The organism is Enterobacter cloacae complex sp. SHL021, from assembly GCF_049237765.1.
Lineage (GTDB): Bacteria > Pseudomonadota > Gammaproteobacteria > Enterobacterales > Enterobacteriaceae > Enterobacter > Enterobacter cloacae.
The window spans coordinates 155,741-169,509 of sequence record NZ_JBMKJG010000009.1 but is presented as its reverse complement, the minus strand read 5'-3'; the positions used below and the strand labels follow the sequence as shown (position 1 = coordinate 169,509).

The 13,769-nt window shown below is 55.2% G+C and carries 14 protein-coding genes and 2 tRNA genes; 8 read left to right on the top strand and 8 right to left on the bottom strand.

Annotated features, from left to right (window positions below; translation table 11 throughout):
* Positions 1–12: 12 nt before the first annotated feature.
* From ACOTZF_RS11555 to ACOTZF_RS11545, 3 genes are all read left to right on the top strand, one after another.
* Positions 13–1,341: a sensor histidine kinase gene (locus ACOTZF_RS11555; protein ID WP_062729109.1), complete on the top strand. Its 1,329-nt coding sequence runs from the start codon at positions 13–15 to the stop codon at positions 1,339–1,341.
* Complete coding sequence (locus tag ACOTZF_RS11550; protein ID WP_038419201.1) at positions 1,334–1,945, top strand: response regulator transcription factor; 612 nt, start codon at positions 1,334–1,336, stop codon at positions 1,943–1,945. The genes ACOTZF_RS11555 and ACOTZF_RS11550 overlap by 8 nt, the downstream gene beginning before the upstream one ends.
* Positions 1,946–2,035: 90 nt before the next feature.
* Positions 2,036–2,515, top strand: a complete 480-nt coding sequence (locus tag ACOTZF_RS11545) for a GlcG/HbpS family heme-binding protein (protein WP_038419202.1) — start codon at positions 2,036–2,038, stop codon at positions 2,513–2,515.
* Between the two features lie 36 nt (positions 2,516–2,551).
* Here the strand turns inward: ACOTZF_RS11545 and ACOTZF_RS11540 are convergent, their stop codons facing one another.
* Positions 2,552–2,692, bottom strand: a complete 141-nt coding sequence (locus ACOTZF_RS11540; protein ID WP_129317786.1) for a hypothetical protein — start codon at positions 2,690–2,692, stop codon at positions 2,552–2,554.
* Positions 2,693–2,817: 125 nt separating this feature from the next.
* On the opposite strand from ACOTZF_RS11540, the gene ACOTZF_RS11535 reads away from it, so the two are divergent.
* Entirely contained in the window at positions 2,818–3,600 is a 783-nt protein-coding gene (locus ACOTZF_RS11535; protein ID WP_094084175.1) for an MBL fold metallo-hydrolase, read from the top strand.
* 72 nt (positions 3,601–3,672) lie between these two features.
* Entirely contained in the window at positions 3,673–4,308 is a 636-nt protein-coding gene (locus tag ACOTZF_RS11530; RefSeq protein WP_013096936.1) for a carbonic anhydrase, read from the top strand.
* A gap of 25 nt (positions 4,309–4,333) precedes the next feature.
* Here ACOTZF_RS11530 and ACOTZF_RS11525 read toward each other — a convergent pair whose 3' ends face one another.
* The 4 genes from ACOTZF_RS11525 to mdtK form a co-directional block, all read right to left on the bottom strand.
* Positions 4,334–5,929 carry an FAD-NAD(P)-binding protein gene (locus ACOTZF_RS11525; protein WP_129251591.1) on the bottom strand — a complete coding sequence of 532 codons (1,596 nt, stop codon included), beginning with the start codon at positions 5,927–5,929 and terminating at the stop codon, positions 4,334–4,336.
* A 120-nt stretch (positions 5,930–6,049) separates the two neighbouring features.
* A tRNA-Val gene (locus tag ACOTZF_RS11520) sits at positions 6,050–6,126 on the bottom strand.
* 4 nt (positions 6,127–6,130) lie between these two features.
* Positions 6,131–6,207, bottom strand: a tRNA-Val gene (locus tag ACOTZF_RS11515).
* Positions 6,208–6,360: 153 nt separating this feature from the next.
* Positions 6,361–7,734 (bottom strand): MdtK family multidrug efflux MATE transporter, encoded by a 1,374-nt coding sequence (gene mdtK, locus ACOTZF_RS11510; protein ID WP_013096934.1) that lies wholly within the window; start codon positions 7,732–7,734, stop codon positions 6,361–6,363.
* A 226-nt stretch (positions 7,735–7,960) separates the two neighbouring features.
* Between mdtK and ACOTZF_RS11505 the strand changes: the two genes are divergently transcribed.
* Positions 7,961–8,602 (top strand): riboflavin synthase, encoded by a 642-nt coding sequence (locus ACOTZF_RS11505; RefSeq protein WP_013096933.1) that lies wholly within the window; start codon positions 7,961–7,963, stop codon positions 8,600–8,602.
* Positions 8,603–8,633: 31 nt separating this feature from the next.
* On the opposite strand, the gene cfa is transcribed toward ACOTZF_RS11505, so the two are convergent.
* Both cfa and punC read right to left on the bottom strand, forming a co-directional pair.
* The gene (gene cfa, locus ACOTZF_RS11500) at positions 8,634–9,782 is read right to left on the bottom strand and encodes a cyclopropane fatty acyl phospholipid synthase (RefSeq protein ID WP_013096932.1); all 1,149 of its coding nucleotides are present in this window, start codon (positions 9,780–9,782) and stop codon (positions 8,634–8,636) included.
* A 298-nt stretch (positions 9,783–10,080) separates the two neighbouring features.
* Entirely contained in the window at positions 10,081–11,280 is a 1,200-nt protein-coding gene (gene punC, locus ACOTZF_RS11495) for a purine nucleoside transporter PunC (protein ID WP_045902886.1), read from the bottom strand.
* Between the two features lie 115 nt (positions 11,281–11,395).
* Between punC and punR the strand changes: the two genes are divergently transcribed.
* Positions 11,396–12,307: a DNA-binding transcriptional activator PunR gene (gene punR / locus ACOTZF_RS11490; protein ID WP_013096930.1), complete on the top strand. Its 912-nt coding sequence runs from the start codon at positions 11,396–11,398 to the stop codon at positions 12,305–12,307.
* 16 nt (positions 12,308–12,323) lie between these two features.
* On the opposite strand, the gene purR is transcribed toward punR, so the two are convergent.
* Positions 12,324–13,349, bottom strand: a complete 1,026-nt coding sequence (purR, locus tag ACOTZF_RS11485; RefSeq protein ID WP_013096929.1) for an HTH-type transcriptional repressor PurR — start codon at positions 13,347–13,349, stop codon at positions 12,324–12,326.
* A gap of 297 nt (positions 13,350–13,646) precedes the next feature.
* Between purR and ACOTZF_RS11480 the strand changes: the two genes are divergently transcribed.
* Positions 13,647–13,736: a YnhF family membrane protein gene (locus ACOTZF_RS11480; protein WP_020688313.1), complete on the top strand. Its 90-nt coding sequence runs from the start codon at positions 13,647–13,649 to the stop codon at positions 13,734–13,736.
* Positions 13,737–13,769 lie beyond the last annotated feature (33 nt).

Sequence of the window (13,769 nt, the reverse complement as noted above, 5' to 3'; positions counted from 1 at the left end):
CCTGTTAACGCAATGACCACCAACAGCATGATGAAACGCGCTATCGTTCTTTGGGCGATAGCGTGCACACTCAGCGGCGTACTGCTCTACGCCGAACAAATTCGCCGTCAGTTCTGGGAACGAGACCGTGAGTTCTCGGCGTTATTTTCCGAATTAAGCGCGGTCCTGACGCAAAATGAATCGGTCTTACCGCTTCTGAATGGCGATGAAGACATTGCCGCCCTGCGCAAAAAATTCCCCCATCTGCTCGCGCTGGAAAAAACGACGGGACGCCCACTGGATGCGGCGCGGGTGGAGCCTGCCCACGAGATGCAGTACTGGCTTTATAACCCCTGGCGTCAGATCCGCGTGCGGGTGGATCTCGGCCCGATTCTGAATGCGCATCATCCGTTTACCCATCTGGGGATCCGCTTCATACCGACCAGAGAAGAACGGCCCTCTGACGCATTCTGGCACTGGCAACGCACCTTCCCGCAACATACGCAACCTTTTACGCTTGAAGCGGATTCCCGGCCGGACTGGTTTGGCGTCTCCTGGTCTGTTTACCCTTTACTGTTTATCGGCTGGGGGATAGTGATTGCGCTGGCAAACGTGGTGCTCTGGCAGCGTAAAGCACGTAAAGACGCCGAGCAAAGGGCGCGCTATTACCAGCACGCCAGGCTCAATACCCTGGGGGAGATCACCGCCGGTATTGTGCATGAGATAAACCAGCCGCTGACCGCCGTCCAGACGTGGATCCAGGGCGCGCAGCGTCAGTTACAGCAGGAAAACGGCCAGGCCGTGTCGCAGGCGCTGTCGGCTGCGCTGACGCAAACGCAGCGTATTAGCGCATTATTAACCCGTTTTCGCGAGCACGTTGTGAAGGAGAAAGTCACTCTGCGGGAAACCGATCTGGCAGCATGCTGGCTGCAGGTGGTGAACTTACTTGAGCATGAGCGCAGGGCTGAGCATATCTCGGTCAGCCATGCGTTTGCCCCCGGGGCCACCACCGTGCTGGCCGACCCGCTCTGGCTGGAGCAGGTGCTGCATAATCTGCTCAGCAATGCGATTCAGGCCCAACAGGCGAGTCCTGCTGGCTGGGTAAAGATTGAAAGCCACAAAACCGAGAGCGGCATTCAGATTACCGTGACGGACGGCGGGCCTGGCTTCAGCCCGGAGGCATTACAGAATGCCTTTATGCCGTTTTACAGCGGCCGGGAAGAGGGCATAGGCCTGGGAATGACCTTAACGGAATCATTAATGACGCGTATGAATGGATCGATTACGCTGGGCAATGCGCCGCAGGGCGGGGCACAGATCCGGCTACAACTGGCAAACGGAAAGGAGGCTACAGTTGGATAACACAATCTGGCTGATTGATGATGATGAATCCATCAGAGAATCGATGGCGTTTTTGCTTTCGGGCATGAGGTGGCCGGTCAGGACGTTTGAAAGCGTTGATGCCTTTACCGCGGCCCATGCACGGGATACAGAGCTGGTAGGCTGCATGCTGCTGGATATGCGGATGCCGGGCAAAGGCGGACTCACCTGGCTTGAGGAGGGGAAATGGCCCTGGCCCCTGCTGCCGGTGATCATCATGACCGGGCACGGGACCGTAGATGCCTGTCGTCGGGCATTTCGTAACGGCGTGTTTGAGTTTTTCACCAAGCCGCTGGATGCCGATAAGCTTATTGAAACGGTAGGATTAGCCTTTGAGGAGAGTCAGCGCCGGTTTGCCGGCTGGCAGGAAACCTCCCGGGTGAAAGCGCGCTTCGCACAATTAACCGTGCGGGAGCATGAGGTGCTGGGGGAGTTGATGAAAGGGCTCAGCAACAAAGAGGTGGCCGCCCGGCTGAATCTCTCGCCACGGACGGTGGAAGCGCACCGCGCGGCGGCGTTTACCAAGCTTGGCGTCGGCAGTCTGGTTCAGGCAATACGCGAATACGATAAATTGCAATCCGTATAACTACCAGGTTGAGTGCGTATTCAACCGAATTATGTTTCATCGCCCGGCGGGGTACGCTCTGCCACGTATCCCAACACACGAGGAAGTGCGATGAAAAAATTATTGATGGTTGCGGCACTGGCCGCAGGTAGCGTAAGTCTGACGGCACAGGCCGATACGTTAAACCAAAAGAGTCTCTCGCTGGCGCAGGCGAATGCGCTGGCCACGTCCGCCATTCAGGCGTGTACGGCAAAGAATTATCAGGTGACGGTCACCGTGGTTGACCGTGCGGGCGTGGTGAAAGCCGTGCAGCGTACGGACAATGCCGGTCCTCATACGGTTAAAGCCAGCGAAATGAAAGCCTGGACGGCGCTCAGCGCAAAGAATGCCTCAGGCAAAGTGATGGAAGCGGCGCAGAGCAACGCCGGCGCGCAAAACATGCGTGATATTCCGGGCTTCCTGCTGCTGGCGGGCGGCCTGCCGGTGAAAGAGGGCGATGAGGTGATCGGGGCGATTGGCATCGGCGGTGCGCCGGGCGGTCATCTTGATGAAGCCTGCGCGCAGGCGGCCATTGACGGGCTGAAAAAGTAACATAAAAAAAGCACCGGGTTATCCGGTGCTTTTTCATCAGATCTTGCAGGCATCGCCGCAGTCTTCATCTGCAACAATCGCCTGGGCTTTTTTATCTGCGTCGTCCAGACGTTCCGCATTACGCTCTTCTGCTTCATCCAGTCCGTTAAAGACCAGGTTTTCGAGATCAATTTCCATGTGGCACCTGCTTTATTCAGTTTTTGATACTGGCACAGTATAGGGCAAAAAAGGCCAGCAATGTACCTCGCAGCACATATGGATAATCCCTGCCATACTCTCTGCTTTATGGCTGAGGAATGCATATGATGACACTCTGCAAAACCTGCGGTACTGCGTATGACACCACGCCGGAAACATGCCCGATTTGCGAGGATGAACGCCAGTATGTTCCGCACAGCGGCCAGGCGTGGATTGACTTTGCTACCGTGACTTCCACCCACAGCAACAAATGGCAGCAGCTTGAGCCACAGCTGTTGAGTATCAAAACGGTGCCTGCCTTTGCGATTAACCAGCGCGCGCTGCTTTTGCGTACCCCACACGGCAATATTCTCTGGGACTGTATTGCCAACCTCGACCCGGCAACCAAAACGCTCATTACCGCGCTCGGCGGCATCAGCGCGATTGCGATCTCGCACCCACACTATTACACCACCATGCAGACATGGGCTGCGGCATTTAATGCACCGGTGTACCTGCACGCCAGCGACAGAGAGTGGGTCATGCGCGGCAGTCCTGCCATTCAGTTCTGGGAAGGGGATACGCTGGAACTATTTCCGTCGGTCACCTTGTTGCGTCTGGGGGGGCATTTTGCAGGCGGTACGGTGCTGCACTGGCAGGAGGGCGAAGGCGTATTGCTGGCGGGGGATATTCTTCAGGTCACGCCCGGAAAAGACGCCGTTTCGTTTATGTGGAGCTACCCGAATATGCTGCCGCTGCCAGCCCGCACCGTTGAGCGGATTACCGGACTTCTGGAAGGCAAAAAATTTGCCCGCCTGTACGGTGCCTTTGAGGGACAAAACATCCCGGCAAACGCGGACGAGATTGTGCAGCGGTCGGGCCAGAAATATATTGCTTGTCTCAGGTAAAGCACGATGGGTAAACTTCAGGAGTGTGATCCCGATCATACCTAAACAACAACAGATAAAAGAGAAATTGCTATGCAACATATCATTGAAGGTTTCCTCAACTTTCAAAAAGAGATTTTCCCGCAACGTAAAGAGCTCTTCCGCAGTTTAGCGTCCAGCCAGAATCCCAAAGCGCTGTTCATCTCATGCTCCGACAGCCGTCTGGTACCAGAACTGGTCACTCAGCAAGAGCCAGGACAGCTCTTTGTCATTCGAAATGCTGGCAACATTGTGCCACCGTTCGGGCCAGAGCCGGGCGGTGTCTCCGCAACCATCGAATATGCCGTTGTGGCGCTGGGCGTGACGGATATCGTGATTTGCGGTCACTCCAACTGTGGGGCGATGAAGGCGATTGCGGATAACGCGAACCTCGAGCCGATGCCTGCCGTCTCCCACTGGCTGCGTTATTCTGATGCCGCTAAAGCGGTGGTGGAGAAGAAAAGCTGGGATCAGCCGATCGACAAAGTGAATGCGATGGTGCAGGAGAACGTCTTTGCGCAGCTGAGCAATATCAAGACCCATCCATCCGTTGCTGTGGGTCTGCGCAATAACGCCCTTCGCCTGCACGGCTGGGTGTATGACATTGAGAGCGGTGAAATTCGTGCGCTGGATAAAGCGACGAAAACCTTCGTTTCTCTGTCAGAGAACCCGGAAGTGTTCTTCGAATAATGACGATCAGGGCATGGAAGCCCTGTCAGCTATCGAAATACGGCAATCTCCTGCGTAACCCAGAAGCAGGTTTTTCCGCCGCTTTCGCCATCGACCCGGCAATCTCCGCACACTCGGCCAGTCCCTGAACGAAGGGATGATCGTGCATCAGCCACGGTATCGCGCCAAACGCGATTCTCCCGCGCACCGTTTCTGGTGCTTTAAGCGTGTAATCCTCGCCAATATCAGGGATCTCGTCGCCTGTCGCCTGCAGCTGTTTGCGCAGTGTCGGGAAAGGCAGATCCTCTGTTTTCAGCGGTTTTTGCCCGCGGGCATCAATAAACACGTCAAAGAGATAGGTGTTGTCTTCAGTCGCGATCGCCGTCTGGGCGCGACCGACATCCAGCGTGTAATCATCACCTAATGCGACAACGCTGATGATCCCGGCCTCGCGCAGCGCAAGCAGCCGACGGATAGACTGCGGTGGAATGGCGGCGTAGTTGTCAATAAACACCCGCGCCAGTCCCTGTTTGAAACGTTCCCGGTCCTGCTCATTAAGATGCGGCACGATCTCCTGAACCACCTCGTGCAACCGAAGCACGGTGTAGCGCCAGGGCACCGTTCGCCGCTCACGTTTGTTGCGTTCGACCTCATTCAGATTGGCTTCTGCCCAGCTAAACGGGCCGTGCTGTTTGCGGTCCTCAAACCAGGCATCGCGAAGGGTGTCCGCATCCAGGGCGCGCAGCCCGATTTTCTCACACCATGCCGGGTCGGCGAGTTCCAGCTCTTTTACCATCAGGGCAAAAATACGATCCAGCAGGCCGTCAGACCCTTTGGCGATTTCATTCTCAACGACAAATTCAGTTAATACCGACAGCGGCTCGTAAGGAATAGGGCAGTAAAAATCGGCCTCAGGCAGAATGCCTGTCCGGGACATGAGGACTATTTTTAACGCCTCGCTGCCTTTATCCAGAACGAATTTGTCATCAACAAAGGCGCCATGCTGCATAACAACCGCCATGGCGGCGTCCAGTCCGCTTAATGAGGTCCCCATAATCCCCACCCGACAGGCTGGGATATCGGCGTCCATCAACCCGGACCAGGGGCTTGGGAAGAAGGTGCGCGTGGCCTCATCCTCATCAGGCCAGACGTGGCCGGTGGCGATGACGGCAAGGTTGAAGCGTTCAGGTAAGCGGCTCTTATTTACCGAAAGCGTAACGCCGTCTTTGTCGGTGGCGATATCCGTCACCTCGGCGGATTCATGGATATCGACCTGAAATCCCAGCCTGCGGGCCTCTTTGACCACTCTCAGAAAACTGTCGCGAAAATATTCCCCCAGCAGGATCCGGGGCAGAAACTGCCGGTCGTGCAGGGAAGCTTTATCGACGTGATAGCGGGCGAGATGGGCTGCACTCTGTTCTTTTAACCAGTCGAGGTAGGTCATAAAAACGGGTGGGATTTCAATGCTGGCAATATTCGCCAGCATCAGACGCGAGTTTTCATCAATTCGATAGGGCATGCCCACGCCCGCTTCCTCGGCTTTTTCGAAAATGGAAACGGCCAGTGGCGTTTTATGCTTCAGGAGCGCGTAAAAGGTGTAAATCCCTGTGGGGCCGGAGCCGATAATGGCGATTTTTTTCATCGACACTGTTCCTGCTTTTTTTTGTCATATGAAAAGCGTAGCAGGAGAAAGCGTAAAAAATCAGGCAATTGGGATTATTCAGACTACAAGAAGAGGATTTGCACCATTTCAGGGCTGAAATGGTGCGTCCGAGTGGACTCGAACCACCGACCCCCACCATGTCAAGGTGGTGCTCTAACCAACTGAGCTACGGACGCAGAATGGTGCGTTCAATTGGACTCGAACCAACGACCCCCACCATGTCAAGGTGGTGCTCTAACCAACTGAGCTATGAACGCAACGTGTTGTCGGTGACAACGGGGACGAATATTAGCGGCACAGCACCGCAGTGGCAAGAGGCAAAATGCATTTTTCTCTCTGATTTCACGCGATTGCTTCATTACCGCGCAAAGTGAAGAGAAAGTAGCCGCCAGCAGGCGGCTACTGTGTATTTAACGTGCGGCGCGTTGCAAAATTACCGTGGATGGCTGACGCTGCAGGAAGCGCATACGCAGCATCATCATGATAGCCGCAGAGGTCAGACCGATGATAAAGCCGATCCAGAACCCGGCGGGCCCCATGCGATCCACCACCAGATCGGTGAGCGCGAGAATGTAACCGCTCGGCAGACCCAACACCCAGTAGGCGATGAAGGTAATAAAGAAGATGGAGCGGGTATCTTTATAACCACGCAGTACGCCGCTGCCGATCACCTGGATGGAGTCAGAGATCTGGTATACCGCTGCCAGCAGCATCAGATGAGATGCCAGCATCACCACTTCCGGGTTGTCATTATAGAGCAGGGCAATTTGCTCCCGCAGTGCGACGGTGAAAAGCGCGGTGCAGACCGCCATACAGACACCCACGCCCAGCCCGGTGCGCGCAGCCGTTTGTGCATCAAGAGTTGAACCTTGCCCCAGACGGAAGCCGACGCGGATGGTGACCGCGGCCGCCAGCGACATCGGCAGGACGAACATCAGCGAGCTGAAGTTCAGCGCAATCTGGTGTCCGGCCACGTTCACAATGCCCAACGGCGAGACCAGCAGGGCGACCACGGCAAACAGAGTCACTTCAAAGAACAGTGCCAGCGCAATGGGCAGCCCCAGCTGTACCAGACGCATCATAATGTGCCAGTCCGGCGTGCTGAATGAACGCTCATTACGGATATCACGCAGGGAGCGGGCGTGTTTAACAAAGGTAAGTATGCTAAAGAACATCACCCAGTACACCGCCGCTGTTGCCACGCCACAGCCTACGCCGCCAAGCTCCGGCATACCAAAATGGCCGTAAATAAAGATATAGTTCACCGGAATGTTGACCAGTAAACCGATAAAGCCCATGACCATCCCCGGCTTGGTTTTTGCCAGGCCTTCGCACTGGTTACGCGCCACCTGGAAGAAGAGATAACCCGGTACACCCCAGAGCAGGGCGCGCAGATACCCCACGGCCTTGTCTGCCAGAGCCGGGTCGATATTATGCATGGCGCGAATGATATGCCCGGCGTTCCAGAGCACAATCATAATCAGTACGGAGACAAATCCAGCCAGCCAAAAGCCCTGGCGCACCTGATGGGCGATACGTTCACGTCGGCCGGAACCATTCAGCTGGGCGATAACCGGCGTGAGTGCCAGCAGCAGGCCGTGACCGAAGAGAATGGCCGGAAGCCAGATAGAGGTTCCGATTGCCACGGCGGCCATATCGGTGGCGCTGTAGCCACCGGCCATCACCGTATCCACAAATCCCATTGCGGTCTGGGCCACCTGCGCGATGATCACCGGGATAGCCAGTGCCAATAACTGCCGCGCTTCATTCATGTACTTCTGCACGTGAACACCTTTATTTTGTAGTTATATGAGAGACTAAAAAAGCCGCCGTAACTGGCAGCAAGAAGAAAAAGCAGAGGGGGTGCCAGCTATTGTAGCGGGCTTTAGCTATTAATCTAGTGAAAAAATCGCCAGAAAATGCGCTGCTCTGGCAACCTGTATTTCCAACTGTTATTGTGGTGGGATTAAACGGTGTCACCACCGTCCGGAAAATACAGGAGTTGTAAGCATGTTTACTGGTATTGTGCAGGGCACCGCTAAAGTGGTGTCCATTGATGAAAAACCTAATTTCCGTACCCACGTCGTTGAGCTGCCAGAATATATGCTGGATGGCATCGAAACCGGTGCCTCGGTTGCGCATAACGGCTGCTGCCTGACGGTGACCGAAATTAACGGCAACCAGATTAGCTTTGATTTAATGAAAGAAACGCTGCGTATCACCAACCTGGGCGAACTGGTGGTGGGCGATACCGTAAACGTAGAGCGTGCGGCGAAGTTCAGTGATGAAATTGGCGGCCACCTGATGTCGGGCCATATCATGACCACCGCCGAAGTGGCGAAAATTGTCACCTCTGAAAATAACCGTCAAATCTGGTTTAAAGTGCAGGATCCGTCATTAATGAAATACATCCTGTATAAAGGATTTATTGGTATTGATGGGATTAGCCTGACGGTCGGAGAAGTGACGCCGACGCGTTTTTGCGTGCATTTAATTCCGGAAACGCTACAGCGTACGACGCTGGGGGCGAAAAAACTGGGGCAGCGTGTGAATATCGAAATCGATCCGCAAACCCAGGCGGTCGTAGATACCGTCGAGCGTGTGCTGGCGGCGAAAGAGGCGGCCATAATAAAGGCCACCGAAGAAGAATAAAAAAATAACCCCGGATACCCGGGGTTATTTTTTAGCGCGGCACACGTAAGCCGTGTTCAATCCCGCGACTAAAGACCACCTGCCAGAGCTGAATATCACGCGCGCGGAACGCACCTGCGCAGGCATTCAGATAATAGCTGAACATCCGTTTAAATCGTTCAGAATAGTTGTCTGCAATCTCAGGCCACGCTTGCTGGAAACGTTCATGCCACGCCATAAGCGTGGTGTCGTAATCCGCGCCAAAGTTATGCCAGTCTTCCATGATGAAGTGGCTTTCGCTGGCGTTGGCAATCTGGCGAACGGAAGGCAAACAGCCATTCGGAAAGATGTATTTATTGATCCACGGGTCAACGTTATTGTCCGTGCGCTTAGAGCCTATGGTGTGCAGCAGGAAGATGCCGTCGGGTTTTAAATTACGATCCACCACCTCAAAATAGGTGTCGTAATTTTTCGGCCCCACGTGCTCAAACATGCCCACGGAAACAATGCGATCAAACTGCTCGTTGAGGTCGCGGTAATCCTGCAGACGGATATCAACGTCGAGACCCTGGCAGCGCTCCCGGGCCATTTTTTGCTGTTCGGCTGAAATGGTTACGCCGACCACGCTGACGCCGTAGTGCTTCGCCATAAAATACGCCAGACCGCCCCAGCCACAGCCGATATCCAGCACACGCATGCCGGGCTGCAGCTGCAGTTTCTCGCTAATCAGACGCAGTTTATCCTGCTGGGCTTCTTCGAGGGTTGTCGCCTTTTTCCAGTAGGCGCAGGAGTATTGCATGAAGGGATCCAGCATGCGGCTGAACAAATCGTTACCGAGGTCGTAGTGCTCTTTGCCCACGATCCACGCCCGCTTTTTGCTTTGCAGATTGAACAAACGGGCGGAGGCGACGCGCAACGTATCTTTTATATTGCGGGGGAGCTGGTTCTCCAGACCGGCGCGCAACACGCTGGCAAAGAAAATATCCAGCCGCTCGCAATCCCACCAGCCATCCATATAGCTTTCGCCCAGCCCTAACGATCCCTCGCGAAGTACGCGTTTAAAAAAATCGGGATGTTTGACCTGCGGATCGGAGGGTGAAGATCCGTTGATAGTGATGCCTGCACGACCTAACAGTTCACTGACGATCCGGGACCAGTTATCGTCCGGAACGCTGACTTCTTCTATACACGATGAACTCATAGCTTCTCCATCACCTTACTGTGATCAGAACCTTCAAACAGCGTAGACGCTTTTTATGGTTTGTGAGAAATCTCACGGTAAATACCGCGAGGCTAGTATCCGACGTAGAACAGAGGAAGGGAGATAACCCTTGCCGAAATGCCTTCCATGGTAAAACGGGAGCACTCCGGCTCCCGTTAACACTTAATATTTATCGTATTTAATCGAACCAAATTTAGTATAGGCCTCAAAATTTGGTGATTCAATAGAAAATTCTTAGCAACCTAATCACTGAAATGTTACATATTTTCCCCAGTGATTACGCGTGCGACGTCTCCGCCTGAGCATGGTTCTCAAGCTCGCGCTGTGCGGCGGATTGCATGCGATAACCCATTACTGCCAGCGCAACGGTGACCAGCATCACGCTGGTGGTAGTTAACAGCGGGGTGGCAATCAGCGCTGACACCACCAGGCTTGCCAGGAAGCATAGGCCGAGCTGCAGGGTATTTTGCAGCGCCGCGGCGCGTCCTGTCGCCTGCGGGAAAGGACGTAACGCCTGTGCGACCACGATAGGATAAATGGCACCGTTAGCCACCGCCATCACGCAGAACGGAATCAAAATCTCCGCCAGACCGACGCCTGGAATAAACCCAACGGCCCAGGTCGCGCCCACGCTCAAGGCAAACATCACCAGCAGCCAGGGCAGCATCTGCTGGCCTTCCCATTTCTGCAGCGCCGCACGGCAGCCGTATCCGCCCAGCAGGAAGGCGATGGTCTGCGGGACATAGCTCAGGCCAATGGCGGCCGGGCTGTACCCCATATCGTGCAGAATAAACGGCGAGCCGGTGAGCCAGGCGAAGAAGCTCGCCGAGCAGGCGGCATAGACCAGGACGTTACCACGATACGCTTTGGCGCTCAGCAGGGAGAGGAACGTGATCGGTTTGGCGTCAGCATGCGCCTCTTTTTTATGCGCGGGCTTGAGGGCAAACGCCGGCAGCATCAGTACCAGGGTGATGGCAAACAGCGTGGCAAAAATGGCCTGCCAGTCAAAGTGCGCGAGGATCCAGCTGCCCAGCAGGGGAGCGAGGGCGGGTGACAGGCCAACCAGCGGCATAATGGTGGCGAAAATGCGGTTGGTACGGTTGGCCGGGTAGTAGTCGGTCACGAGAGCCTGCCAGGTTACCGCCGCGGCACAGACGCCGACGGCCTGCACAAAGCGCAGCACCAGCAGCCAGGTCGCATCGCGTACCCATAACATTCCCAGACAGCCTGCGGCAAAAATGGCCAGGCCCAGTAACAGCACCGGTTTACGCCCGAAGCGATCGGAGAGCGGGCCCCAGAGCAGCTGTGCGATGGCAAAACCGGCGAGGAACAAACTCAGGCTGGCGCTGATGGCCGCGGCTGGCGTTTGCAGATCTTCCTGCATCGCCGCAAACGCGGGCAGGTACATATCGGTGGCCAAAAAGCCCAGCACGCTCAAACCGCCGAGCCAGACTAAAAATCCATTCCTGGGTTGCATTGTTTTATTCTCCTTGAGGAGGCAGGTAGACACTGGCGCAGAGTGTAGGGAGTGCAAAGCGGGTTGTGAAACGCTAATATTTGGCGGTTGCATTCAAATTTTTTGCAGGCAGAAAATGTGGTCAGATTATTCTCTTGAAGTGGTGGATGCTGTCGCGCGTAACGGCAGCTTTAGCGGTGCGGCACAGGAGTTGCACCGCGTCCCTTCGGCTATCAGCTACACGGTGCGGCAGCTTGAAGAGTGGCTGGCGGTTCCGCTGTTCGAACGGCGGCATCGCGATGTGGAATTAACGCCTGCTGGCGCGTGGTTTTTGAAAGAAGGGCGTTCTGTTATCAAAAAAATGCAGATCACCCGCGAACAGTGCCAGCAGATCGCCAACGGCTGGCGCGGACATCTTTCCATCGCCGTGGACAATATCGTTAAGCCGGAGCGTACCCGGCAGATGATCGTGGATTTCTATCGCCATTTTTCAGACGTTGAACTTCGTGTCTCGCAGGAGGTATTCAACGGGGTCTGGGACGCGCTGGCGGACGGCAGGGCAGAGATGGCGATTGGCGCAACCCAGGCGATCCCCGTCGGGGGGCGCTATGCGTTTCGCGATATGGGCATGTTGAGCTGGAAATGCGTCGTGGCACACGATCATCCGCTGGCTGCCCTGGAGGGACCGCTGAGTGACGACACGCTGCGCAACTGGCCGTCGCTGGTGCTGGAGGATACCTCGCGCTCGTTGCCAAAACGTATTACCTGGCTGCTTGATAACCAGCGGCGGGTGGTAGCGCCGGACTGGGAATCCTCCGCGACCTGCCTCAGCGCCGGGCTGTGCGTCGCGATGGTTCCCGTCCATTTCGCTAAGCCGAGAATCGATACCGGTGAATGGGTCGAGCTGACGCTGGAGAATCCGTTCCCGGATGCGGCCTGCTGCCTGACGTGGCAACAAAATGATGTGTCGCCCGCCATGGCATGGCTACTGGATTATCTGGGAGACAGCGAAACGCTTAACCGGGAATGGCTACGGGAGCCAGCTTAGCTGGCTCCACACGAGATTAACGACGGTAGTCGCGGAATGGACCATCCGCAACGGAACGGCGCTCGATAAGGCGCGGGTGAACTTCAATGGACTGCGACTCTTCACGTTTGTTGACGATCCTGTCCATCAGCATATTGAAGGCCGTTTCACCGAGAGAATCCTTCGGCTGGTGGATGGTGGTCAGCGCAGGCGTAAAGAAGCGCGCGTTGCGCACGTTGTCATAGCCGATCACGGAAATATCCTGCGGCACGCGCAGGCCCAGCTCATCGGCTGCACACAGGGCCCCCATCGCCATGATGTCCCCGCCGCAGAACACCGCCGTTGGACGATGCGGCTGAGAAACGATCTGCTGCATGGCGCGGTAGCCAGACTCCGGCTCAAAGTCGCCCTGCACGATCCAGTTTTCCGGCACGGTGATCAGCGCTTCTTCCATCGCCTTCATAAACCCGGCCAGACGGCCAGCACCGGTGTTGCGCTCGAGCGGCCCCGGGATCACGCCAATTTCACGGTGACCGCGTTCAATCAGATAGCGGCCCGCCATATAACCGCCTTCGAAGGCGTTATCGATGACGGAGTCGGTAAAGTCGGCGCGCGCTTCGCCCCAGTCCATCACCACCATCGGGATATGACGATACTCTTCCAGCATGGACAGGACAGATTCCGGGTATTCGGAACACATCACCAGCAGGCCATCCACGCGTTTTTGCGCCATCATCGACAGATAGGCGCGCTGTTTTTCAATATTGTTCCACGCGTTGCCGAGGATAAGGGTATAGCCTTTCTGGAAGCAGTTTTTCTCAACCGCTTCGATGATTTCGGCAAAATAGGCCGCTTCACTGCTGGTCGCCAGCAAACCAATGGATTTGGTGTGATTAACTTTAAGGCTACGCGCAACGGCACTCGGCGAGTAGTGCAGCTCTTTGATTGCCGCCCAGACGGCGTTGCGCGTCTCTTCCGCCACGAAGCGGGTTTTGTTAATTACATGTGATACGGTTGTAGTGGAAACGTTTGCGCGTTTTGCTACGTCTTTAATTGTTGCCATTAAATGTCACTCCAGACCATATCCTAAACTCCTGAAAACCTTGAAGGTAAACGTTTGCCTTCTCTCACCCTTATCACGCAATCTTGAATTGCGGCACGCCAGGAAAACGACACGGGACGTCAGGAGGGGGTCAATGGCCGGTACGCTAATAAATTTAGCGTGGAATTTTGTCCTATCTTGATGAAAAGGGGAAGAGCTAAAGTGGTTATCCGTTTAAATCCTGGAAGATTTTTGACGTAAATTGTGTAAAAATGAGCAAGCTCACTTTTCGTGGGGGGATTAAAAGGAGAAAAATTGATGAGTTCCGATCTGAAGTTTTCGCTGTTCACCACCGTTATTGTGCTGGCGCTGATTGTTGCTGCAGGTCTGACGGCGGCACTGCACTGATTTACGCGGAGGGGGCGTTCGCTCTCTCCCGCT

What these genes read in the sequence shown, in the direction of transcription:
- ACOTZF_RS11555 (WP_062729109.1), top strand. Translation starts at nt 13, where the DNA reads ATGACCACCAACAGCATGATGAAACGCGCTATCGTTCTTTGGGCGATA.
- ACOTZF_RS11545 (WP_038419202.1), top strand. Translation starts at nt 2,036, where the DNA reads ATGAAAAAATTATTGATGGTTGCGGCACTGGCCGCAGGTAGCGTAAGT.
- ACOTZF_RS11540 (WP_129317786.1), bottom strand. Translation starts at nt 2,692, where the DNA reads ATGGAAATTGATCTCGAAAACCTGGTCTTTAACGGACTGGATGAAGCA.
- ACOTZF_RS11535 (WP_094084175.1), top strand. Translation starts at nt 2,818, where the DNA reads ATGATGACACTCTGCAAAACCTGCGGTACTGCGTATGACACCACGCCG.
- ACOTZF_RS11530 (WP_013096936.1), top strand. Translation starts at nt 3,673, where the DNA reads ATGCAACATATCATTGAAGGTTTCCTCAACTTTCAAAAAGAGATTTTC.
- ACOTZF_RS11525 (WP_129251591.1), bottom strand. Translation starts at nt 5,929, where the DNA reads ATGAAAAAAATCGCCATTATCGGCTCCGGCCCCACAGGGATTTACACC.
- ACOTZF_RS11505 (WP_013096933.1), top strand. Translation starts at nt 7,961, where the DNA reads ATGTTTACTGGTATTGTGCAGGGCACCGCTAAAGTGGTGTCCATTGAT.
- cfa (WP_013096932.1), bottom strand. Translation starts at nt 9,782, where the DNA reads ATGAGTTCATCGTGTATAGAAGAAGTCAGCGTTCCGGACGATAACTGG.
- punC (WP_045902886.1), bottom strand. Translation starts at nt 11,280, where the DNA reads ATGCAACCCAGGAATGGATTTTTAGTCTGGCTCGGCGGTTTGAGCGTG.
- punR (WP_013096930.1), top strand. Translation starts at nt 11,396, where the DNA reads ATGTGGTCAGATTATTCTCTTGAAGTGGTGGATGCTGTCGCGCGTAAC.
- purR (WP_013096929.1), bottom strand. Translation starts at nt 13,349, where the DNA reads ATGGCAACAATTAAAGACGTAGCAAAACGCGCAAACGTTTCCACTACA.
- ACOTZF_RS11480 (WP_020688313.1), top strand. Translation starts at nt 13,647, where the DNA reads ATGAGTTCCGATCTGAAGTTTTCGCTGTTCACCACCGTTATTGTGCTG.